The following is a 22,438-nucleotide window of genomic DNA, read 5'->3' on the forward strand; positions in this document are numbered from 1 at the left end:
AGGAACCGCCATGAGTCGTGAAGCCCTGCAGGAATCGCTGTCCGCAGTGATGGATAACGAAGCGGACGAACTGGAATTGCGTCGGGTATTAAATGCCTTTGACGATGTTGAAACCCGCGAGACCTGGGCCCGTTACCAAGTCGCTCGGGCAGTCATGCACAAAGACCTGCTGATCCCTCGCCTGGATCTGGCTTCGGCCGTTTCTGCTGCCTTGGCTGACGAAGCCGTACCGGTCAAGGCCACTCGTGGTCCGTGGCGTACCGTGGGTCGCCTGGCGGTGGCTGCATCGGTGACCCTTGCTGTTCTGGCGGGCGTGCGTCTGTACAACCAGGATGAGATCGCCGGTGTCGAATTGGCCCAGCACTCCACTCAACCGGGTCTGGCCGTTCCTCAAGTAAAAGGTCCAGCCGTTTTGGCAGGCTACAATGAGAGTTCGGAAGCCACTGGTCCTATGGCCAACGGCGTATTGCAAGGTCAGCCGGGCTGGCATGATCAACGTCTGCCAGGCTACTTGCGCCAACATGCTCAACAAGCTGCACTCAAAGGCACTGAAAGTGCTCTGCCTTACGCTCGTGCGGCAAGCATGGAAAACCGTTAAGGAGGATCATGCGCGCCATCCCTCTACTTACGCTGCTGGTAACTGGCTGGTTTGTTGTTCCAGCCTATGCCGATGAGGCTCAGGACTGGTTGACCCGCCTGGGCCAGGCCGAACAACAGCAGAGTTTCCAAGGCACTTTCGTCTACGAGCGTAACGGTAGTTTTTCTACCCACAACATCTGGCATCGTGTCCAGGATGGCAAAGTCCGCGAGCGTTTGCTTCAGCTTGACGGTTCTGCTCAGGAAGTCGTACGTATTGATGGGCATACTCAATGCGTCAGCGGCAGCCTGGTGGCGGGGCTGGGGGATACTCCCGACTCTTCTGGTCGTGCGCTCGATCCACAAAAGCTCAAGAATTGGTACGATCTTGCCGTAATCGGCAAGTCACGCGTGGCTGGGCGCCCGGCGGTCATCGTTTCATTGACGCCGCGTGATCAGCATCGTTATGGCTTTGAATTGCACCTGGACCGCGAAACCGGCTTGCCGTTGAAATCATTGCTGTTGAATGACAAGGGGCAGTTGCTGGAGCGTTTCCAGTTCACTCGACTGGATACGGCTGACGTACCGACTGAGCGTGATCTGCAAGCCACGTCCGAGTGCAAGGCTGTGACGCTCGACAGCGACAAGGCATTAGCGGTGAAAACCGCTCAGGTATGGCATTCCGACTGGCTGCCACCTGGCTTCGAGCTCAGCAGCAGTAGTGCACGCCAGGATCCGCAGACCAAGGTCCAGATCAGCAGCTTGATGTATGACGATGGCCTGGCGCGTTTTTCGGTGTTCCTGGAGCCGCTCAATGGCGCGGTGGTTACCGATACACGTACTCAGTTAGGCCCGACCGTTGCGGTTTCGCGACGTCTGACCACGCCTGAAGGCGAGATGATGGTCACTGTAGTCGGCGAAATTCCGATCGGCACCGCTGAGCGCATTGCACTCTCCATGCGTTCCAATACCACTGCGGCCAAGCAGTGAGCTGATCCGGTGATGCTCATCGGACTGTCGGTTGGTTGTGAAAGAGGCCAGCAATTGTCCACTCCACAATTGAGATGTTGAAATGTTTGGTGAGCATTTCTATTTGCAAAATCCCCAAAAATTTTCTATAGGTCAGAGCCCCACGGCTCTGGCCTTGTTTGTTGTTCCCGGAACAAAAGTACCGGTGTATGTTTCCCGGTATTCCTTGCTCCATATCGCTTAACCATGCTCGTCGTAACGGGAGCCGTATGTCGATACCACGTTTGAAATCCTACCTCTCCATTTTTGCTGCTGTATTAGTACTCGGTCAGGCCGTCAGTGCCCAGGCGGCCGAGCTGCCTGACTTCACGCAGCTGGTCGAGCAAGCCTCGCCTGCGGTAGTGAACATCAGTACCACGCAGAAATTGCCGGACCGTAAGGTCTCCAATCAGGATATTCCGGATCTGGAAGGCTTGCCGCCGGCACTGCGCGAGTTTCTCGAGCGTGGCATGCCGCCACAGCAGCGTTCACCTCGCAGTCGCCAGCGTGAAGCGCAATCCCTGGGTTCGGGGTTCATCATCTCGCCTGATGGCTACATTCTGACCAACAACCATGTGATCGCCGATGCTGATGAAATCATCGTGCGTCTTGCCGATCGCAGTGAACTGAAAGCCAAGTTGATCGGCACTGACCCACGTTCCGATGTGGCGTTGCTGAAGGTCGAGGGCAAAGGTCTGCCTGTGCTCAAATTGGGTAAATCCCAGGATCTGAAAGCCGGGCAGTGGGTTGTTGCCATCGGTTCGCCGTTTGGCTTCGACCACACGGTGACCCAGGGCATCGTCAGTGCCGTTGGTCGCAGTCTGCCGAACGAAAACTATGTGCCGTTCATCCAGACCGACGTGCCGATCAACCCGGGTAACTCGGGTGGTCCGCTGTTCAACCTGGCGGGCGAAGTAGTAGGGATCAACTCGCAGATCTACACCCGCTCCGGTGGCTTCATGGGCGTGTCGTTCGCGATCCCGATCGATGTCGCCATGGATGTTTCCAATCAGCTGAAAAGTGGCGGGAAAGTCAGCCGAGGCTGGTTGGGTGTGGTGATCCAGGAAGTGAGCAAGGATCTCGCCGAGTCCTTTGGTCTGGAGAAGCCGGCCGGTGCGCTGGTAGCGCAGATCCAGGAGGGTGGTCCGGCTGCCAAGGGTGGTTTGCAGGTGGGTGACGTGATCCTGAGCATGAACGCTCAGCCGATCATCATGTCAGCGGACCTGCCGCATCTGGTGGGTGCGCTCAAGGCGGGTGAGAAAGCCAAGCTTGAAGTGATTCGTGACGGCAAGCATAAAAATGTCGAGCTGACGGTTGGCGCGATTCCAGAGGAAGGTAAAGAGCTGGATGCCCTTGCCAAGCCCGGTGTCGAGCGCAGCAGCAATCGATTGGGTGTATCCGTAGCCGACTTGAGCGATGAGCAGAAAAAAGCCTTGGACCTCAAGGGCGGCGTGGTGATCAAGGACGTGCAGGAAGGTCCTGCTGCCCTGATCGGCTTGCAGCCGGGCGATGTGATTACTCATTTGAACAATCAGGCGATTGGTTCTGCCAAGGAGTTCACAGAGATCGCCCAGGCGCTGCCAAAGAACCGCTCTGTATCGATGCGGGTCTTGCGTCAGGGGCGTGCCAGCTTCATTACCTTCAAACTGGTCGAGTAAACCGGTTAGTCACTGAATAAAAAAACGCCTCGAATGAGGCGTTTTTTTATGGGGCAAAGAAACGTCAGCCCATCATGTCCTTGACCAGACGCTCTTGCTCCATCAGCTCCCGTTGACGCGCATCGATGCGTGACGACAGTGGGAAGTTGGTGCCTGCGCGACGTTTTGCGAAGTCCAGTTGCTGGATCGCCTGGCGGTAGTCGCCGATCAGTGCGAAGTACTCGGCGCGAGCCTGATGCAGGCCAATGATGTTGCCGGACAGGCCGCGAGTCTCGGCCACCATGTACCAGACGTCCGGATCGTTCGGGCGGTTCTTGAGCAGGGCCTCAAGGGCTTTCTCGGCGTCAGCCGGGCGGTTCTGCTTGAGCAGCAAGTCGACCCGCACCTGATTCAGCGGATAGTTGCGCGGGTACTGCACGAGCATCCGGTCGACCCGCGTCTGTGCGTCCGGCAGGCGATTGTTGGCGATGTCCAGATCGACTTGCGCCAGGTTGTAGATGATTTCGTCAGGCGATTTGGCCAGTAACTGCTTGAGGTTCTCGCGGGCCTCGTTGAACAGGCTGCCCTTGATCTGGGCGATGGCCAAGCCATAACGAGCCACATCGCTTTTCGGGTTTTCATCGAGTTGGGCGCGAAAGCGTTTAGCGGCAAGGCCTGGACTGTCTTCGTAGAATAACTGGACGCGTGCGCGAATCAGTTGATACGTCAGGCTGTCTTCCTTGCCGCCCGGTTTGAACTGCTCGGCGCGGTTGCGGGTGTCGGCGATTCGCGATTCGGTGACCGGGTGAGTCAGCAGGAATTCGGGCGGTTTGGCATTGAAACGGTACTGGCGCATCAGACGTTCGAACATGGTCGGCATCGAGCGCGGGTCGTAACCGGCTTTCTCGAGGTTGAGCATACCGATACGGTCGGCCTCCTGCTCCTTCTCCCGGGAGAAGCGTAGTTGCTCTTGAATGGCCGCTGCCTGGGTACTGGCGATAGCAGCGATACCAGCGTCTCCGGCGCCAGCCGCGGCCACGATGATCCCGCCGAGCAGGGCGGCCATCATCGGGATTTGCATCCGTTGCGACGCTTCGACGCCGCGCGCAAAGTGGCGTTGCGACACGTGAGCCAATTCGTGGGCGAGTACCGAAGCGTATTCGCTTTCGGTCTGGGCGTTCAGAAACAGGCCGCCGTTGACCCCGACAATCCCGCCGGGTGCGGCGAAGGCGTTGAGTTGCGGGCTGTTGATCAGAATGAACTCCAGGCGCCGGTCATTGACCTGGCTGGTTTCCACCAGTTTATAGACACTGGTTTCGACGTAATCCTTGAGCAGTGGGTCGTTGAGTTGTGACACCTGGCTGCGCAACATCGCCAGCCATGCGCGGCCCAACTGGTATTCCTGCTGTGGCGATACGATGGCAGAACTGGCATCGCCAAGTGACGGCAGGTCGTCGGCAAAGCCCGGTGAGGCTAGCAGGCAAGCGAGCGTCAGCAGGGTGGGGCGCAGAAAAGTCATGCACGAAGCCTTAGTCGACAAAGACCTTACTGTAGCCGGACACATGCGTTGCGACCAGATATTCTAGACCACTCAATCACCTATCCGGAGTGACGCAATGACCGACGCTGTAGAGCATGATGCCGAACTGGACGCCAGCGGATTGAACTGTCCATTGCCGTTGCTCAAGGCCAAGCTTGAACTCAATCGCCTGCCCAGCGGCGCGGTACTCAAGGTAACTGCTACTGATGCCGGCTCACAACGCGACTTTCGCACCTTTGCCCGTTTGGCCGGTCATACGCTGCTTCATGAAGAGGATGAGGCTGGCGTTTTTCGCTATTGGCTGAAAAAAGCCTGAGTGTGCGGCGTTCATTCTTGAGGAATATTGATGTTCAAAGTGTTACGCGACTGGATTCAGCGCTACTTCTCCGATGAGGAGGCCGTGGTGCTGGCCGTGCTGCTCTTTCTGGCCTTCACCGCGGTCCTGACTCTGGGGGGAATGCTCGCGCCAGTATTGGCGGGGATGGTGCTGGCGTACCTGATGYAAGGACTGGTCAGCACACTCGAGCGCTGGCATTTGCCGGGTGCTGCCGCGGTGGGGCTGGTGTTCGCGTTGTTCATGGGCATGTTGCTGCTATTTCTGGTCGTGGTGCTGCCGTTGCTTTGGCATCAACTGATTGCCTTGTTCAACGAACTGCCGGGCATGCTCGCCAAATGGCAGTCATTGCTGCTGTTGCTGCCCAGGCGCTATCCGCATCTGGTGTCCGATCAACAGGTGCTGCAAGCCATCGAAGTGGCGCGCGGCGAGATTGGCAAGTTCGGTCAGTGGGCGTTGACGTTCTCGCTGTCCAGCTTGCCACTGCTGGTGAACATCATGATCTATCTGGTGCTGGTGCCGATTCTGGTGTTTTTCTTCCTCAAGGACCGGGTGATGATCGGCCAGTGGGTTCGCGGGTATCTGCCGCGTGAGCGTGCACTGATCACCCGCGTTGCCGAAGAAATGAACCGGCAGATCGCCAATTACATTCGCGGCAAGGTCATGGAAATGGTCATTTGCGGCGGGGCGACCTACATCGGCTTCGTTACCCTGGGGCTCAACTATGCCGCGCTGCTGGCGCTGTTGGTTGGCATTTCAGTGGTGGTGCCGTATGTCGGGGCGGTGGTGGTGACCGTGCCGGTGCTGCTGATTGCGTTGTTCCAGTGGGGCTGGAGCGATCAGTTCATCTACTTGATGGCGGTCTACGGGATCATTCAGGTGCTGGACGGTAATGTGCTGGTGCCACTGCTGTTTTCGGGGGCGGTCAATCTGCACCCGGTGGCGATCATTTGCGCAGTGCTGCTGTTCGGCGGGCTGTGGGGGTTCTGGGGCGTGTTTTTCGCGATTCCGCTGGCCACCCTGTTCAAGGCCGTGCTGGATGCCTGGCCGCGCAAAGAGCCGATTGTTGCGCCGTTGTTGTAGCGATCGATTCTAGATGTGCATTGGCGGGCCGACCTCATCGCGAGCAGGCTCGCTCCCACAGAGTTTGCGCATATCCTGTGGGAGCGAGCCTGCTCGCGATGAGGTCCGGACAGGCGCCGAAATAATCAGGCCTTGTTCAGCGCTTGGGCCGCAGCCAATACCGCGTCAACATGCCCTGGCACTTTCACACCACGCCACTCTTGACGCAGTACACCATTCTTGTCGATCAGAAAGGTGCTGCGATCAACGCCCATGTATTCCTTGCCGTAGAGCTTTTTCAGCTTGATCACGTCGAACAGCTGACAGATGGCTTCATCCTTGTCGCTGATCAACTCGAACGGGAACTCCTGTTTGCACTTGAAGTTCTCGTGGGATTTCAGGCTGTCACGCGACACGCCGAACACTTCGGTGTTGGCCGCGCTGAACTGCGCATACTGGTCGCGAAAGCCCTGACCTTCGGTGGTGCAACCCGGCGTGCTGTCCTTGGGGTAGAAGTAGATCACCACTTGCTTGCCCTTGAGGGCCGCGAGGCTGACGGTCTGCCCGCTGGTGGCAGGCGCTTCGAAGTCGGCGACAGGTTGGTCGATGGCAACGGCCATGGGAGCTTCCTTACATTGGGTTCTGTGGGCGCCACGGTTCGATCAGCGCGTCCAGGTTCAGCGCATCGGCGAAATCCAGGAACTGATCGCGCAGCCAACTGATCTGCACGCCGGCCGGTAGCGTCACGGTAAACGTGGCGTTGAGCATGGTGCCGCCGGTTTGCGGCGCCTGATACGTGTCGCAGGTCAGGTTTTCCAGCTCGACGTTGTGGTCCATGAAGAACTGGCACAGCTCGTTGATGATGTCTGAGCGATAAGCCGAGCTGACATAAGCGACGTACGGCAGGGCCTGCGGACGGTTCTCCAGCGCCGCGCTGCGCACCACGTTGACTGTGAAGGCGTGCTTTTTGGCGAGGCTCGACAGGCTGCCTTCAAGGCGCGCCAGCGCGTCCCAGCTACCGGAAATCTCGAGGACCAACGCACTGCACTCGCCGTGACGGGTCAGGCGAGAGGTAACCACGGCGCAGCGGTTTTCATGGCTGGCGCGGCACAGGACGTTAGTCAGCTCCATGGGGTTGGCGCCGAGGGCACTGATGACAAGGAATTGTTCGCGAACTGTGGGGGTGGACATGCAGCATTCCTAAAGCGATGAGCGGTCGGTACTTATCAAGGGCCGATTCGTCGGGGTGGGCGTCCGGATGCGAAATCAAAAAGCCCGAGCCAGATGGTTGCGACGAGCTCCAGTGGGGCGAGATCGGGTAGGCGGCAACGCAGGATCGGGGCTTGTGAGGCCGAAAGTGGAGGCTGGAACCCGGCGTACGAGCCTGTCGGTACTGATCAAAGTCTGAAGGGTAGCGAAAACCGGCGCTCAGGGGAATGGCGCGAGCGCAGTACTTCGCTTGTACAAGCATCTTGGCGCCAGTACCATTACCGTTCTCTTTTTCCGGCAGGAGCGGTTGCATGATTGCGGGCAGTATGGTGGCACTGGTCACACCCATGGATGCACAGGGTCGTCTTGACTGGGACAGCCTGAGCAAACTGGTGGACTTTCACCTGCAAAACGGCACCCACGCCATTGTGGCGGTCGGCACCACAGGTGAGTCTGCGACCCTTGACGTGAACGAACACATCGAAGTGATTCGTCGCGTGGTCAAGCAGGTCAACGGCCGTATCCCGGTGATCGCCGGTACCGGCGCCAATTCGACACGCGAAGCGATCGAACTGACCACCAATGCGAAGACCGCCGGCGCCGATGCGTGCCTGCTGGTAACGCCGTACTACAACAAGCCGACGCAAGAAGGCCTGTACCTGCACTTCAAGACCATCGCCGAAGCTGTCGACATCCCGCAGATCCTCTACAACGTGCCGGGTCGTACCGCGTGCGACATGCAGGCCGAGACGGTTATCCGCCTGTCGACCGTGAAGAACATCATCGGCATCAAGGAAGCCACGGGCGATCTTTCGCGCGCCAAGGCCATCCTGGACGGTGTCAGCAAGGACTTCCTGGTGCTTTCCGGTGACGACGCCACCGCAGTCGAGCTGATCCTGCTGGGCGGCAAAGGCAATATCTCGGTGACCGCCAACGTTGCGCCGCGTGACATGAGCGATCTGTGCATCGCCGCCTTGAACGGTGATGCCGTGAAAGCCCGCGCAATCCACGAAAAGCTGATGCCGCTCAATAAAACCCTGTTTATCGAATCCAACCCTATCCCCGTGAAATGGGCGCTGCATGAAATGGGCTTGATGCCGGACGGTATCCGTCTGCCGCTCACCTGGCTCAGCGAAGCCTGTCACGAACCGCTGCGACAGGCCATGCGCCAGTCCGGCGTATTGGTTTAATTGAGGAAGTACAACGCATGAAGCGAATGGCCGGACTTTCCGCACTTGCCTTGATTATCTCCAGCACCAGTGGCTGTGGATGGATCTGGGGCCCGGAAGGTTACTTCCGTGACCGTGGTAGCGATTACCTGGAAGCGCAACAGACTGCACCGATGCAACTGCCGCCGGATGTCCATACCTCCAAGCGCCTGGACCCGTTGCTGCCGATTCCGCGCAACGTCGCCGATGACACGTTCAAGGGCGAATACGTCGTTCCTCGTCCGCAGCCGTTGTCGGCGATTGCCGATGCCAGCGATTACAGCCTGCAAAAAAGCGGCGATACGCGTTGGGTCATGGCCCAGCATCCACCGGCTGAAGTCTGGCCAGTGGCTGTGCAGTTTTTCCAGGACAACGGCTTCCGTCTGGATCAGCAGCGCCCGCAAACCGGCGAGTTCACCACGGCCTGGCAGCGTCCTGACGAGCTTTCCGCGGCGATGGCCAAGCGCCTGAGCAGTACCGGCGTTGGTTCTGACAGCCAGACTCGCGTGCGGGTGCGTATCGAACCAGGCGTGCAGCGCAACACCAGTGAAGTCTATGTGGTCAGTGCCGAGCGTCCTGCCGGTAGCACCGCCGATGTCGCGTTCACCAACCGTTCGGTCAACACCGGCCTGGACGCAGCGCTGATCGACGACATGCTCGCGAGCATGAGCCGCACGTCGGAGAAGGGCGGTTCGGTCTCGATGCTCGCTTCGCGTGATTTCGATACGCCAAACCGTGTCAGCCTGACTGAAGACGGCAGCGGTAACCCGGTGCTCAACGTCGGTACCGACCTTGACCGTGCCTGGTCGAGCGTAGGGCGCGCGCTGGAAAAGGGTGAATGGCGCGTTGAAGACATCAACCGCAGCCTGGGCCTGTACTACATCAACCTTTCCGAAAAAGCCGAGAAGAAAAACGAGAAGCCAGGTTTCTTCAGCAACCTGTTCGGCAGTGCGCCGAGCAAGGAAGAAGTTGAAGCCCGCGCCGAGCGTTATCAGGTTCGCCTGAGCAAGGTTGGCGAGAACGTACAAGTGACCGTCGAGAAGAACATCAACACCGTTGCGCCGGCTGAAGTGGCGCGCAAAGTGTTGGGCGTGATTCAGGACAACCTGGGCTGATCAGATGCGTTTCGCCGTTCTCGGCAGTGGCAGCCAAGGGAATGGCACGCTGATAGCCAGTGATGACACGTACGTCCTGGTCGATTGTGGTTTCTCCTTGCGCGAAACCGAAAAACGCCTGCTGCGCCTGGGTGTAAGCCCTACGCAGCTGAGCGCGATACTGGTGACCCACGAACATGCCGACCACGTGCATGGCGTGGGTTTGCTGTCTCGGCGCTACAATCTTCCTGTCTACCTGAGTCGTGGCACCCTGCGCGGGATGCGCAAACCGGTTGAACCGGCAGGCTTTGTCGCCGGTGGTGAGCAGTTGCAGATCGGCGGGCTGAGTATCGGCGTCATTGCCGTGGCCCACGATGCGCAGGAACCGACGCAATACGTCTTCAGTGACGGTTCGCGGCGTTTCGGCCTGCTGACCGACCTTGGTTCGTACTGCGCCACGGTGCTGGACGGTTATCGGGATCTCGATGCATTGATGATCGAATCCAATCACTGCCGCGACCTGCTGGCCCGCGGTCACTACCCGTACTTTCTCAAGCAGCGGGTAGGCGGTGAACTGGGACATTTGAACAACCATCAGGCCGCAAGCCTGGTGGCCGAGTTGGGCTGGCAGGACCTGCAACACCTGGTACTGGCCCATCTGAGCAGCAAGAACAACCTGCCGCAGCTGGCCCGGCAATGTTTTGTCGACACCCTCGGGTGCGACCCGGACTGGCTGCAATTGGCCGATCAAGATTCAGGGCTCGACTGGCGACATATCGCCTAGCCCATCTACTTAGCAAGCGGAGCCCATCATGGAAAAACGTGAAGAACTCTACCGCGGCAAAGCCAAATCGGTTTACAAGACCGATGACGCTGACCGCTTGATCCTGCTGTTTCGCAACGACACCTCGGCGTTCGACGGCAAGCGCATCGAGCAGCTCGACCGCAAAGGCATGGTGAACAACAAGTTCAACGCCTTCATCATGCAGAAACTCGAAGAAGCCGGCGTGCCGACCCAATTCGACAAACTGCTGGGCGACAACGAGTGCCTGGTGAAGAAACTCGACATGATCCCGGTCGAATGCGTCGTGCGTAACTACGCCGCCGGCAGCCTGGTCAAGCGTCTGGGCGTCGAAGAGGGCATGAAGCTCAACCCTTACACCTTCGAACTGTTCCTGAAGGACGACGCCAAGGGCGACCCGTTCATCAACGAATCCCACGTCGTGGCATTCGGTTGGGGCAAGGCCGAGCAACTGGTTCGCATGAAAGAACTGTCGCTCAAGGTCAACGAAGTCCTGAGCAAACTGTTCGACGACGCAGGCCTGCTGCTGGTCGACTTCAAGCTTGAATTCGGCGTGTTCCACGGTGAAATCGTCCTCGGCGACGAGTTCAGCCCGGACGGCTGCCGCCTGTGGGACAAGGCCACCGGCAAGAAAATGGACAAGGACCGCTTCCGTCAGGGCCTCGGTGACGTCATCGAAGCCTACGAAGAAGTCGCCAAGCGCCTCGGCGTACCGCTGTAATCGACGCAAGCATCTGATAGCACGGAAAAAATTTCACTCAGGGGGTTCGCTTCCGCTGAATGTGCTGTTATGATGCGCGCCGTTGGAGAGATGCCAGAGTGGCCGAATGGGACGGATTCGAAATCCGTTGTACCTTCACCGGTACCTAGGGTTCGAATCCCTATCTCTCCGCCATATTTACACCTAAAGGCCCCATTTTATGGGGCCTTTTTGCATTGTGCGGTTTCTGTTCCCCCATTTGTTCCCCCACTCTCTTTTTGCGTGATTTCACGCTGCCGTCATTTAAGGGCTTTGATATAGCGGCGTGAGCGCTGTGTGACATCGAAATGCTCATCCGGTCGTAAGGCATTGTGCAGCCTAACCCTCTAAAGTGTTATGGCTAGTCAGTGAGCACGCTATCGTCGTCATGCTGCAATTCCGGCATTGAGGCCCGGATAGGCGCCAATGCTGCTGCAAGCAGTCTCATCCTTCCGTTCCAAACTGACCGCTTGGGTGGGGCGTGACTTTTGCGAACTGCCCATGCTGCCCAGGGAGCACAGCGCCTGCCTGAAGAGATGTCGCGTGGCCTGGTTTAAACAGGCCCAATCTCTGCTTTTAAGCGACGGGACTCTTCCTCTTCTTTTTCGCGCAGGATATCCCCGAGGGTCTTGGGGCGCTCACCTCTGCTGGGTGGGCATTGCGTGGTTGCTTGAATGCTCAGGGGCGGCCTGTCTGTTTCGAAGTGGGATGAAGCATTTTTATTGGGTTGTGCCTCCAGGTTTTCACTAACAGGATGGTCGATCACTGGGGTGGCGCTATCACTCATGAATGCTGAGCTGGGCTCTCGCTTTGCTTCTAGGGTCGGTTGGGTCTGAGGCGCTAGGAGAGCGGCTGGGCTCTTATCAATTGTCATCTGGGTGCGAGCTGGTTGCGTCGGTGTACTGTTGTCGCTCTCTGCCGCTATATCTTTCGATGCGTGGCGGGTGAAATGTTTTTCTATCATGCCTCGCTCAGACTCCATTGTTATCAGAAGCTCTAGGACTCGGGCTTGTGTCAGGTCGTGCTTTTGGGCTAGCTCAGAAAGGAGGTTGATTGCAGTTAGCGACAGCTTGACATTGAACTGCTTCTTATCTGGTGTTCGCTTGTCGTATTGCTGGCGATTCCAGTGTTTGTTGATTTTTTGAATGAAGTGCTTTTGCTCAATGGCACTAAGATTCTCTTGATCGAAGAATATGAGCAGCTCTGTGTAATTGCTGATGGGGAGCTGTTTTTCAGGGAGGTTTTTGTAGTTCTTCTCTAGCCATTCCCAGGCACATTTACAGCGGCTGGCGCCGTCTTTTTTGTCTTCAAATACACTGAAATCACTATCCCTTGCTTTGCGCTGAAGCCAGTCCCTGCGAAGGCGTTCAATCTCTTCGACTTTCTTTGTAATAGCGACATCCCAGTGATCGAGCATGGCGATGAGGCGTTTTTTGCCGGTGAGGTGTACCAGCCCTCTAGGTAGTCCCGAGGCAGTGATGCCCTCAATCCTGTTGAGCAGCCACCGATACTGTCTTTCACCTCCGTCAATCCACTTGAGGTAGTCATCTTTGACCATAAATCGGTCTTTCTGCCGGTTTATTTCATCAAGTAAATCGGTATTGCGCTTCAGAAAGTGGGCGATGTCGTCCCTCATGGCGGCGCCGTTGCAAGTGTCTGGGTTTAGTTTTGCCCTTTCGAAATCGTAAAGGTAGAGCCATAGCCAGATGTCGTGACGAGTGCTCGGTCGAGGCTCCTTGAGCAGTCGGGCCAGTTCATCCTCCTGGAGATTCTTTGTGACAAAACCATCATTATTTGTCATAGATAAAACCTATTAAAGCTCATTATCTGAAATTCTCTGGCTATTTTAAGCGGTGATCCTAACCCCACTCTAGGCAAGGAATATAGAGCCTCTACGAGAATTCAATGTAGATTTTATTACTATTCTAGGAATATTCTAGGTTTTTATTTGTCTGCTGTGGCCCGTGAATAAAGGCTCTGTAGCCGATATTGGTCGTGATTTAACGGTACGTAGCTAATATTCACGATGTGAATCGCTTCGGCTTTTAGGTTGGGGGATTTTTCGAGAGTGTGAAGAGGACGCCAGTAATGCTTTGCCATGCTCTTGGGGCACACTTACGAGTGCTGGTGAGATTGACGGACTATGCAAGCGCTGATGCCCATGTTCGCCACTTTGTTGAGGCGCGGGGATGGATATCTTGCCTACTGCCGCGAGCGACTGATCATGGTTGGTGTCTGTAGTCTTGGGTTAGTGGTTGAGGCGAAGGGCATAAATGGGCGCCGGGCTATGTGCGGCTCGTCCAGCTACCGTCGCACATCTTGGCTGCTAAGGAGTCAGTGAAACTGACCAATACAGGAATGGATGTGTTGGCTCAACCACTGGCCATTGAAGCCCTTCCGCTAAGAGACGCCAGTTTGCGGCAGGCGATGCCGGTGCTGATTCAAGCCACCCGAGAGCCCCTGGAGCGGTCACCCTGCGCTTGACGGGGCGCGTAGTTTATTACAGGACCTCCCAATCCTCTGAACGGAATACAGAGGAGCCTGTTCATGAGGTTAATTCGCCTGAAGGAAGTCAAACACGTCACTGGTTTAGGTCGGTCCACCATCTACAAATACATCGAAGACGGAGCTTTTCCCAAGTCAGTGTCGCTGGGGGAAAGAGCCGTGGCCTGGGTTGAAAGTGAAGTTATGGCCTGGGTCATGACTAGGATCGAGGCGCGTGATAGGCACGACTCCCTCGCTGCGGTGTCGCAGCTAAAGGCTGCATGATCCGCGTCCATGGGTTGAGCTGGCGCCCTGTCATTCGGTCGGCGTTTGTGCTGATCGGATGAGTCTCAAAAGTGGTTTAGTTCCAGAGCATCTGAATCATTGAAATCGTCGCATTCTTCCCGCGTTCCCTGGCATTGCAGCTCCCCGCGCCCTTGCAGGCGTGGGGAGCTGTGTCTCGGTATTAGTATTATTTATAGGGTCATATTTATAGGGTCATTCATAGAGTCGATATTCATAGCCAATATTTACACGAGATATCCATTGCTCATTGCGTCAGCCCATCACAGCCAATCGAACCTACCAATCTTCAGAATCTATTCAGAGACTTATCAGGCTTACCCACCATGGGGTAAGTGCCATGAGCTCAGTCACCCATCCCCATTGCAACCAGTAACAGGATTCAGCGCCAAGCGCTGATCCGATTGTCAGCTCAAAACCGTAAATAGATACCCAGCCAGCTGAGTTTATGAATTCACTCAGCGGATCACCTTCCATGGCTCATCAATCCAAGCGTCATTCTGGCAACAGCAATCTTCACCTGCATTACGATGACACCTTTCACGGTCTACCTGTGATGGCGTCCCACGCTCCCTTCATTACCGAATACCTGCAAAGTCTTTTAGAAACGACTCAGTTGGCACTGAGCGCCCACCGTCGGGTGTTTGCGGTACGTTTCGATCTGCGCTTCCCAGATGACTATTTGCCACCAGCATCCAGCAACGCCGTGATCTCCAGGTTTGTCGCTTCCTTGTCCATAAAGATTGGAATTGCACGTGAGCGTGCCAAGCGTGTGAATGGCTCTGCGCATCAGACAAGTGTTCGCTGGTGCTGGGTGAGAGAGGTAGGGCAAAAGGGGCGCCCGCACTTTCACTTCGTCCTGCTGCTCAACAGGGATGCGTTCCACACGGTGGGACGCTTTCAATCTGAGAGGGAGAACCTGTACAGCCGCATCCAGGCCGCTTGGGCCAGCGCGCTGAAAATATGCGTCGACGATGCCGAGGGCTTGGTGCATATCCCGGCAAACGCCACATTTAACCTCTCTCAGGACGATCCAGCGCAGATGGATCGGTACTTCCACCGAGTGAGCTATATCTGCAAGGCCGCGACCAAGGAGTTCGGCAGTCGATGCCGGGCATTCGGTTGCAGCAGAGGCTGAGTGACGGCGTCACCGCCACAGCCTAAACACCTTTTCCCGCAGCGACGTCATCGTTGATACCGATCCAGATCGGCTCGTCATCGGGCGATGATTCCTCCTGACTACCGAACGCCAACCTCACGCCTCCAGCCTCGCCCTGTGTTTGCATACGGCACATTCTGGTCATGCGTGAGCAATGGCGTTGTATAGCTACGGCCATGCTCGTGGGCATGAGCTATTTCGCTAATTCCATTCTCAATCCATCAATTATTTAGTAGGAGTGATAATGAATTTTCCCATCAGTGATTCACGCATCGATCTCTCCCATTCAAACGCTTCAATCCTAATCAACCGGATGGTTGAGGCTGTCGCTTGCACGGACGAGCCGGCCTACCTCGTCGCTCTGGATGCTCTGGGTGATGAGCAGGTCAAGTCGACATCGCTGTCCAGGCTATTTGACTGCGTGCCGCAGATAAACGAGGCGTATGCGGACTGCTGCGACGATGAACACCAAGAGGTGTTTTGGGTCGCGTACCAGGAGGTTGGGCTTGAACATAGCCCCTTGGGGCTGGTCTGCATGAATGATACCGAAACAGGTTACCTGAGCACTGCTCAATCGATGAACGCACTGGCAGATAGAATTCGGCTTGTGTTTAGCCTTTTATCGATATAAGTAATTGAAAATAAAAAACTTGTTATTTATGCAAAGAAGTTCGGGCCTCGCACTTGTTCAGTCGCATGTACACGGCGGTGCAGCTCGACGCTTCGGAGCCAGTCCAAGATGAACGGTGTACGCTCGATCCGGCCAAGAATGCTTTGGGTCAAGGCCAGGCTGTTCAGGTGCGGGTATGCGGTCCCCGGCGACCCACTTAAGAATCAGACGCGTTTAACGCTCCGCTTCTTCGCACCGTACGCAGCCAGTTGTTCTAGCGCGTACTGGATTGCATAGGGCGCTGGTCGGTAGCTGGCCGACTCTTGGCTGCTCAAGTAGTAGCGCATAACCCGGTCAGTGATGCCGAGTGCAGTCGCTGCTGCTTCTTGAGTGATGCCTGCCGTCTCCAGAAGTCCACGCAGATAAGCCGGGGACGGGTCGTGCAGTGAGGCGTCTGGCTTTCGAGGGTACATGTCGTCTGTCCCGTATCCCGTATCCCGTATAACCGGGTGAGTGGTATTTACCGGAAAACCTCAATCTCAATGTAGGGGGGGGGCATTGTGCCGCTGGCTGTTATGCGCCTACGGATTCATATGGAACAGCCGTGCAATGCTCTAGCGCCAGGCCCCGCCCTTAGACGTCATGTTTTCAAGGTTGTCGATGAGCTGCCCCATGCAATACATACCAAAATTCCTCACTGGTTCTTCTATCTACGAGCACGTCAACCGGTGCTTATTCCTCAGCTTTCGGGGTGGCGGGGGTAGTCGGGGTAACTGCAAAGTAATACTCGTCATCCGCATGCGGATCAAACTTAGGGCGAGCGATGCGGCCTTGATCCAAGGCGTATTGAAGCACGTCACGCACTTCCATCCAGCCGTCTGACTTGATCAGGTGCAGCGCTTCAATGGCCTTGATGATTTCTCTCCAGCCAGTTTTTTCTGGCTTGATGGTGTTCAGCAAGGTTGTCAGGATCAGATGCTGGCGATCGGCTTGATTCATCGTTGTCATTGACTTCATTTCCTCTTCTGCTGGTGTCACTTCTTTGGTGACGGTATCGGTGCCGTAGCTGCGAATGAATTCGTAAGCTTCTTCGCGGCTTAGGTCTCCCTTGACGATCTCAACGCGGTCACGCATTGGCTTGTCAAAGTGAACGATGGTGACGTCGTATTTACCACCGCCGACTTGGACAGAAAGCGGTACCCCAGTGCGCTCGCGGGTTTCCCGCACAATGCGGGTTTCTGCAAGCTGTTGCAGTTCTGCCTCGGTCACGACGTCCCACTCAGGGCGCTCAAATAGATCCGGGTACACGCGGTGTTTGGTTAAGAAGTAACGCTTGGATAGCTCGATGCAGCTCTCACGATTACAGTTAGGCGTTTTGACCACATAAAGGAATGGCGTTTCTAGGCTTTTTTCGCGCCAGTTGTTGCACTTGCGGAGGCTGGAGAACTCGACAGTTTTAAACAGCTCGCCGTTATAAAAAACCTCGAACGTCAGAAGTGCTTCAGTAGGCTTGGCTTGTTTTTTGAGTGTCATGTCATCCTGCTCCGTCACTATGGGGTGCTGCTTCGTTTTGCCTAGCGCAATGCTGGGAACATTGTTCCTGTCTGGCAAGAGCTTTTTCACGCAATAATTCTACTTGAAGCAGAGCGTTTGGTGCGAGACGGAAGCCGATCTCATCGTAGCGAGGCCTACGTCTAGCGCTTTGAACTGCCAAGCCTAACCTTAAGGCGATAACTAGTTATGGCCTTAAGTGGAATCGAGTCCGGGATTTTAAAAGGTGCGCGCTGTCGATCTGGAGCCGGACACCCATTTAAGGCGAGAGTACCTGCCAAATTGAGGTGCCAGATGAGCAAGCAACGCCGTATATTTTTTCGCTGAACTCACACGCAAGGCTACCTACCTCATGTTCATGCGCATGACCGCTTTTCCTGACACGCCCGGAATTAACTCTTCTTGGAAATAGCATCTTTTCTAGGCATTATGCGGCATGCGGCCAGCATTCGGATGTCGGGTGTTGCTAACTTACCGACTAGGCGATAGGGATATGAAAGTGACGGTAAGGGTGATGTCTTGCGGGCAGGAAATTGACCGCATTACAGGCCCTCTCAAGATGGATGGACGGCAAGCTGCCGTCATCTACAGAGAGCAGCTGTGGCCAGTAGAGGACGGCTGCATTCACGTCGAAAACGAGTGTGACACCTCGCCCGGTCAACGCCCCGATAGAGCTGAGTGGGGAGTGCTTGTCGCACGTCTGGTGCCAGAGTCACTTCCAGCGCGAAGAGAGGAGTGCTCCGAGCTTCTTCGCGTGCTTTTCAAAGGTAACCTGCCTGATGGAGTTGTGCGCGCACTTTCTTCCCTTGCATTCATGGGGCTAGAACAGGACGGACGCGAGCTGCTAGTCGACTTCCTGTGCGAGAAATACGATTCGATAAGTCTAAGCAGGCAGCTGCAGACCCAATTACTTTGCAGCGAAATATCAAGCGCTGCTGCTTGTCCAGCGAATGCAGTCCCTACGTTTGGTACCTCTGAGACAGATATAGAGGTTGAGTCAATTGCCGAAGGTGAAAGTCTGCAGGATTTGGATTTGGATTTGGATTTGGATTGGGACTGGACGGCAACAGATGAGATAGGGATTCCCGAAATAGACGATAAGGACCTGAGGGCCGTTGCGGGCCAAATTCAGGGGGCTATCGGTACCTACCGCTCTCTGGAAAAAGGTGCAGTGATTCCAAGTTTAGTCGGGCCTTTTGACGGCACTCTCTGGAATGAAGAGTCAATCCTTCCTCCGCCTGCAAGTACAAGATCGCCTGAAGAGAGGGTCCTTGTAGAGCGCACCGCCAAGCTCGGCACGGTAGCCCTAGATCTACTGAGATACTTTGCAGACAATCCGGGAGATCGAGCTGCTCACGCGGAACTCGTGTTGGGGTATCACGTGACGGATATCAATAAAATTCTATCGGGGTCTCTGAACCACTATCTGAAGAAAACCCAATCAGGTGGATGGGTGTGCCATTCGTGGGTTTCAGGCGTATTGCTCGTTCTGGATGACGCCTTGTGAGGGGGTTAATGCCCGTTGCCGTCGAGTGCGGCTACTCAAGAGTCTTTAGGCGTTCAAGCAGTGCGGGCAATGCCGCCTCGGGATTTTTCAGCTCACATTCCCACACTGTAAAAACGCGCCATCCGTTGCTGCCCAGCTCCTTCATTACCTTGCGATCTCGATCCACATTGGATTTCAGTTTTTCTGTCCAGAAATCGACGCGTGTCTTGGGCAATACTGCGTACTTGCAGCCGGTATGGCTATGCCAAAAACAACCGTGCACAAAAATGCAGACTTTCAGTCGAGGCAGTACAATGTCCGGTTTTCCCGGCAGGTCCCTGCGATGAAGTCGGAAGCGGTAACCATGTGCATGCAGAAAGCGCCTGACAGCGAGCTCCGGTCTGGTGTCCTTTCCTCTGATGCCGGACATCATTCGGGATCTCGTGGCGCGGTCAACTACATCCATTTCGTACTTTCTCAAAATAGCGTGGTTTCATGAGTCGTAGCTATCCCATTCAGGTTGTGGATCTCTTTGCTGGCCCCGGAGGTCTAGGGGAGGGGTTTTCCTCTCATTCGGACATTAACGGTGACACCTTCGAGATCAAGGTATCGGCCGAAATGGAGGTTTCCGCGCGTTCCACTCTCCGGCTCAGGGCCTTCTATCGTCTGCTAAAGAGTGAACAACCCGAATCCCTCGAGGATTATTACAATTTTTGTGAAACGGCAGACGTACCTGAACCCCATACGGCCAAAAGTTTTGAGGCGTGGAGACATGCCGACAACGAAGCACAGTTGCTGGAATTGGGTACCGAAGCGGGCAACACCAGACTCGACAAAATGCTGGCAAGCCGTCTCGATGAGACTAGGCCATGGGTTCTCATTGGGGGACCTCCATGCCAAGCCTATTCAATCGTAGGTCGAGCCAGAAATCGCGGGAAGGTGGATTATCGTGCGGAAAATGATCATAGACATTTTCTCTATCGTGAGTACCTGAGAATCATTCAGAAAAAGAGACCTGCAGTTTTCGTGATGGAAAACGTGAAAGGCATTCTTTCATCACAGGTCGCTGGCGAGCAGATGTTTCCCCAGATTTTGCGTGATCTTGCAGACCCGGACGCGGCGTTTGGAGAAAGCGATAATGGTCCGAAGTACAGAATCTGTTCTCTCGTCGCCGATGACATCTACGAAAGTGGAGCAGATCAGGACAGCATCGAACCAAGCAACTACATCATTCGGGCAGAGGAATACGGCGTTCCCCAGGCCAGGCATCGAGTGATACTTCTCGGTGTTTCCGAGGAGTATCTAGATGCACTTGGCGATCACAAGCTGTCCTCCGTCTCGGGGCCGACAATAGATCAGATAATTGGTTGTCTGCCGCCATTGCGCAGCACCCTTACCAAGCAGAAAGACTCTCCCGATGCGTGGGCGGACATAGTGCGTCAGCACTTGAAGGAACTGAATCATGAGTGCCTTCAGCTAGTAAGTGAGACACCTGAAAGACTTGCGTTGGCAACCAAGCTTGGCATTCTTGCCAGCAGTTATGACAGCCGCGACATGAACTCGGGCGGGCTGCGGGTACTTAAAAAAAACGCTTGTAATGGAGTGACGGGAACCCCTCTCGATAGCTGGCTGCATGACCCGAGACTGAAGTACTGGCTCAATCACGAGGCTAGGGGGCACATGAGCTCCGATCTGCGCAGGTATGTTTACGCTGCCGCTTTTGCCGAGACTTACAGGGACTCGCCCAAGGGGCACCAGAACTTCAACCTTCCCGGTCTGGCGCCGGATCACAAGAACTGGACAAGCGGAAAGTTCAGTGACCGTTTTCGTGTCCAGAGAGCAGGTATTCCTTCCACGACAATAACCAGCCACATTGCTAAGGACGGTCACTATTTTATTCATTACGACCCTAGGCAGTGCCGAAGTCTGACTGTTCGCGAGGCTGCAAGACTGCAGACTTTCCCCGACAACTACTTTTTCTTGGGCAATAGAACGCAACAGTTCCATCAAGTGGGTAATGCGGTTCCGCCGCTTTTGGCTCGGCAGATTGCAGATGTTGTTGCCCGGATCGTTAGAAACGGAAAAAACGCGAAGTAGAGTCTAACCCACCACCGCAGGCACGACAGGGGAGCGTTATTTTGTCACCCACATTCAAGAGTCGAAGTGCCCCGCCCAAGGCCAGTGCAATGGTCGAGGCTTTGCGAGGGCTGGGCTACAACACTCAGACAGCACTGTCTGACATCATTGACAACAGCGTTGCAGCAGGAGCTTCGGAAGTCAGAATCGAGTTCGTCTGGGCTCAGACAGAGAGTCGAATTACCTGTCTGGACAACGGCACCGGAATGTCGGCAGCCGGACTTGATCTGGCCATGAGGCTGGGTGAGCGCAACCCTCTGGAAGAGAGAGCAGCGTCCGATCTTGGTCGCTTTGGACTGGGCCTCAAGACGGCGTCTTTTTCGCAGTGCCGCAGACTTACCGTGGCGACTATTGGCGTGGATGGCATGCAGGCTCTGCGCTGGGACCTTGACTATCTTGCAAACAGCTCCGATGGCGGCTGGCATCTGCTGGAGGGGCCCCATCCCGGCTCCGAAGGGTATGCGGAGCAGCTTTCCGAAGCCGGTCGTGGGACTCTGGTCCTGTGGGAGGAGCTGGATCGGATCATTACTCCGGGAAGCACTGTTCAGGACTTTCTGAACCTAGCCGACAAGGTCGAGCAGCATCTTGGAATGGTGTTCCACAGATATCTGGAAGGAACCCGACCACGTCTCAGAATTCTGCTCAACGGACAGCCGGTAAAACCCTGGGATCCCTTCATGACGGACCATCCGGGAAAACCCTACAACCCTCCCGTATTCAAGCACCCGACACTCAAGGGTATTGAAGCGGAATGCCATGTTTTGCCGCACAAGGACATGCTCTCTGGCGAGGATTTTGAAGTGCTGGGTGGCCCTGAAGGCTGGACGGCCCAGCAGGGATTTTATGTTTACCGCAACGAGCGCCTTCTCGTTGCAGGCAGTTGGCTAGGTCTGGGAACCGGCAGGTCCTGGACAAAGGACGAAGCTCACCGATTGGCAAGAATTCGTCTGGACATACCCAACTCTGCCGATGCCGACTGGAAGATCGATATCCGCAAGTCCACAGCCAGACCCCCTGTCTATCTTCGAGACTGGTTGACCCGTCTTGCCGAGGCTACGCGTGGACGTGCGCGCCGAGCCTTTGCTCACAGAGGCAGGCCCACTTTGCTTGGAAATAAACAGGTTGCCGAAGCCTGGAAGGTCGAGCGCCTAGCCAGTGGAATACGATACCGGATAGACAGTGACCACCCCGCAATACGGGACGTACTGGATGATGCGGGAGGGCTGCTTCCGCAGATCAGAGCGATGTTGCGGGTCATCGAGGAAACGGTCCCTGTTCAGAGGATATGGATTGATACGGCGGAAAACAGGGATACGCCCTGCACTGGCTTTGAGAAGACCCCGTCCAGTGAGGTCAATGAGGTCTTGATGGTCATGTACCGCAGTATGATCGAGAAGAAAGGATATTCCGCTTCTTCTGCCAGGGAGCAGCTTCGGACAACGGAGCCTTTCCATGCTTTTCCTTCATTGGTGGATGCCCTGCCCGACAATTTTTAAGGAG

At 55.7% G+C, this 22,438-nt stretch carries 22 protein-coding genes, 1 tRNA gene and 1 pseudogene; 16 read left to right on the forward strand and 8 right to left on the reverse strand.

Annotation, left to right across the window (positions count from 1 at the left end; genetic code table 11):
- The first annotated feature begins 10 nt into the window (after positions 1–10).
- The 3 genes from AC1DHT_RS03970 to AC1DHT_RS03980 all read left to right on the forward strand — a co-directional run bounded on the left by AC1DHT_RS03970 (position 11) and on the right by AC1DHT_RS03980 (position 3,242).
- Complete coding sequence (locus tag AC1DHT_RS03970) at positions 11–598, forward strand: sigma-E factor negative regulatory protein (RefSeq protein ID WP_427536716.1); 588 nt, start codon at positions 11–13, stop codon at positions 596–598.
- Between the two features lie 8 nt (positions 599–606).
- Entirely contained in the window at positions 607–1,566 is a 960-nt protein-coding gene (locus tag AC1DHT_RS03975) for a MucB/RseB C-terminal domain-containing protein (RefSeq protein WP_427536714.1), read from the forward strand.
- 248 nt (positions 1,567–1,814) lie between these two features.
- Complete coding sequence (locus AC1DHT_RS03980) at positions 1,815–3,242, forward strand: DegQ family serine endoprotease (protein WP_427536712.1); 1,428 nt, start codon at positions 1,815–1,817, stop codon at positions 3,240–3,242.
- Positions 3,243–3,306: 64 nt separating this feature from the next.
- Here the strand turns inward: AC1DHT_RS03980 and AC1DHT_RS03985 are convergent, their stop codons facing one another.
- Positions 3,307–4,740: a M48 family metalloprotease gene (locus AC1DHT_RS03985; RefSeq protein ID WP_427530300.1), complete on the reverse strand. Its 1,434-nt coding sequence runs from the start codon at positions 4,738–4,740 to the stop codon at positions 3,307–3,309.
- 97 nt (positions 4,741–4,837) lie between these two features.
- On the opposite strand from AC1DHT_RS03985, the gene AC1DHT_RS03990 reads away from it, so the two are divergent.
- Together AC1DHT_RS03990 and AC1DHT_RS03995 are read left to right on the forward strand one after the other, a co-directional pair.
- Entirely contained in the window at positions 4,838–5,077 is a 240-nt protein-coding gene (locus AC1DHT_RS03990; RefSeq protein ID WP_427530302.1) for a sulfurtransferase TusA family protein, read from the forward strand.
- 30 nt (positions 5,078–5,107) lie between these two features.
- Complete coding sequence (locus AC1DHT_RS03995) at positions 5,108–6,178, forward strand: AI-2E family transporter (protein WP_477761238.1); 1,071 nt, start codon at positions 5,108–5,110, stop codon at positions 6,176–6,178.
- Between the two features lie 125 nt (positions 6,179–6,303).
- On the opposite strand, the gene AC1DHT_RS04000 is transcribed toward AC1DHT_RS03995, so the two are convergent.
- A complete protein-coding gene (locus AC1DHT_RS04000) occupies positions 6,304–6,777 on the reverse strand; it encodes a peroxiredoxin (RefSeq protein WP_427536708.1) in 474 nt (157 codons plus the stop codon).
- A 10-nt stretch (positions 6,778–6,787) separates the two neighbouring features.
- Entirely contained in the window at positions 6,788–7,348 is a 561-nt protein-coding gene (locus AC1DHT_RS04005) for a glycine cleavage system transcriptional repressor (RefSeq protein ID WP_019692529.1), read from the reverse strand.
- A gap of 329 nt (positions 7,349–7,677) precedes the next feature.
- On the opposite strand from AC1DHT_RS04005, the gene dapA reads away from it, so the two are divergent.
- From dapA to AC1DHT_RS04030, 5 genes are all read left to right on the forward strand, one after another.
- The gene (dapA, locus tag AC1DHT_RS04010; protein ID WP_427536706.1) at positions 7,678–8,556 is read left to right on the forward strand and encodes a 4-hydroxy-tetrahydrodipicolinate synthase; all 879 of its coding nucleotides are present in this window, start codon (positions 7,678–7,680) and stop codon (positions 8,554–8,556) included.
- 17 nt (positions 8,557–8,573) lie between these two features.
- Positions 8,574–9,689, forward strand: a complete 1,116-nt coding sequence (gene bamC / locus AC1DHT_RS04015; RefSeq protein WP_427530310.1) for an outer membrane protein assembly factor BamC — start codon at positions 8,574–8,576, stop codon at positions 9,687–9,689.
- Positions 9,690–9,693: 4 nt separating this feature from the next.
- Positions 9,694–10,452, forward strand: a complete 759-nt coding sequence (locus tag AC1DHT_RS04020; protein ID WP_103319983.1) for an MBL fold metallo-hydrolase — start codon at positions 9,694–9,696, stop codon at positions 10,450–10,452.
- A 28-nt stretch (positions 10,453–10,480) separates the two neighbouring features.
- Complete coding sequence (gene purC, locus AC1DHT_RS04025; protein ID WP_019692525.1) at positions 10,481–11,191, forward strand: phosphoribosylaminoimidazolesuccinocarboxamide synthase; 711 nt, start codon at positions 10,481–10,483, stop codon at positions 11,189–11,191.
- A gap of 84 nt (positions 11,192–11,275) precedes the next feature.
- Positions 11,276–11,365, forward strand: a tRNA-Ser gene (locus AC1DHT_RS04030).
- A gap of 397 nt (positions 11,366–11,762) precedes the next feature.
- Here AC1DHT_RS04030 and AC1DHT_RS04035 read toward each other — a convergent pair.
- Positions 11,763–13,010 (reverse strand): hypothetical protein, encoded by a 1,248-nt coding sequence (locus AC1DHT_RS04035; protein WP_477761239.1) that lies wholly within the window; start codon positions 13,008–13,010, stop codon positions 11,763–11,765.
- Positions 13,011–13,756: 746 nt separating this feature from the next.
- Between AC1DHT_RS04035 and AC1DHT_RS04040 the strand changes: the two genes are divergently transcribed.
- From AC1DHT_RS04040 to AC1DHT_RS04050, 3 genes are all read left to right on the forward strand, one after another.
- The gene (locus AC1DHT_RS04040; protein ID WP_477761240.1) at positions 13,757–13,978 is read left to right on the forward strand and encodes an AlpA family transcriptional regulator; all 222 of its coding nucleotides are present in this window, start codon (positions 13,757–13,759) and stop codon (positions 13,976–13,978) included.
- A 493-nt stretch (positions 13,979–14,471) separates the two neighbouring features.
- Positions 14,472–15,134, forward strand: coding sequence for an inovirus Gp2 family protein (locus tag AC1DHT_RS04045; RefSeq protein WP_477761241.1), 663 nt, complete (start codon positions 14,472–14,474; stop codon positions 15,132–15,134).
- 265 nt (positions 15,135–15,399) lie between these two features.
- Positions 15,400–15,786 (forward strand): hypothetical protein, encoded by a 387-nt coding sequence (locus tag AC1DHT_RS04050; RefSeq protein ID WP_477761242.1) that lies wholly within the window; start codon positions 15,400–15,402, stop codon positions 15,784–15,786.
- A 31-nt stretch (positions 15,787–15,817) separates the two neighbouring features.
- On the opposite strand, the pseudogene AC1DHT_RS04055 reads toward AC1DHT_RS04050, so the two are convergent.
- The 3 genes and pseudogenes from AC1DHT_RS04055 to AC1DHT_RS04065 form a co-directional block, all read right to left on the reverse strand.
- A pseudogene (locus AC1DHT_RS04055) lies at positions 15,818–15,965 on the reverse strand (Tn3 family transposase); the annotation flags it as partial.
- Between the two features lie 24 nt (positions 15,966–15,989).
- Positions 15,990–16,238, reverse strand: a complete 249-nt coding sequence (locus tag AC1DHT_RS04060; protein WP_477761243.1) for a hypothetical protein — start codon at positions 16,236–16,238, stop codon at positions 15,990–15,992.
- A 259-nt stretch (positions 16,239–16,497) separates the two neighbouring features.
- On the reverse strand, positions 16,498–17,388 hold the full coding sequence (locus AC1DHT_RS04065; protein ID WP_477761244.1) for a hypothetical protein: 891 nt from the start codon (positions 17,386–17,388) through the stop codon (positions 16,498–16,500).
- A 421-nt stretch (positions 17,389–17,809) separates the two neighbouring features.
- Between AC1DHT_RS04065 and AC1DHT_RS04070 the strand changes: the two genes are divergently transcribed.
- Positions 17,810–18,823 carry a hypothetical protein gene (locus AC1DHT_RS04070; protein WP_477761245.1) on the forward strand — a complete coding sequence of 338 codons (1,014 nt, stop codon included), beginning with the start codon at positions 17,810–17,812 and terminating at the stop codon, positions 18,821–18,823.
- Between the two features lie 31 nt (positions 18,824–18,854).
- Here AC1DHT_RS04070 and AC1DHT_RS04075 read toward each other — a convergent pair whose 3' ends face one another.
- Positions 18,855–19,268, reverse strand: coding sequence for a very short patch repair endonuclease (locus tag AC1DHT_RS04075; protein ID WP_477761246.1), 414 nt, complete (start codon positions 19,266–19,268; stop codon positions 18,855–18,857).
- 29 nt (positions 19,269–19,297) lie between these two features.
- Here AC1DHT_RS04075 and AC1DHT_RS04080 point away from each other — a divergent pair, with 29 nt between their 5' ends.
- Both AC1DHT_RS04080 and AC1DHT_RS04085 read left to right on the forward strand, forming a co-directional pair.
- Positions 19,298–20,899, forward strand: a complete 1,602-nt coding sequence (locus tag AC1DHT_RS04080) for a DNA cytosine methyltransferase (RefSeq protein WP_477761247.1) — start codon at positions 19,298–19,300, stop codon at positions 20,897–20,899.
- 89 nt (positions 20,900–20,988) lie between these two features.
- A complete protein-coding gene (locus tag AC1DHT_RS04085) occupies positions 20,989–22,434 on the forward strand; it encodes an ATP-binding protein (protein ID WP_323562909.1) in 1,446 nt (481 codons plus the stop codon).
- Positions 22,435–22,438 lie beyond the last annotated feature (4 nt).

It is taken from the genome of Pseudomonas sp. 05N432 (genome assembly GCF_056396945.1).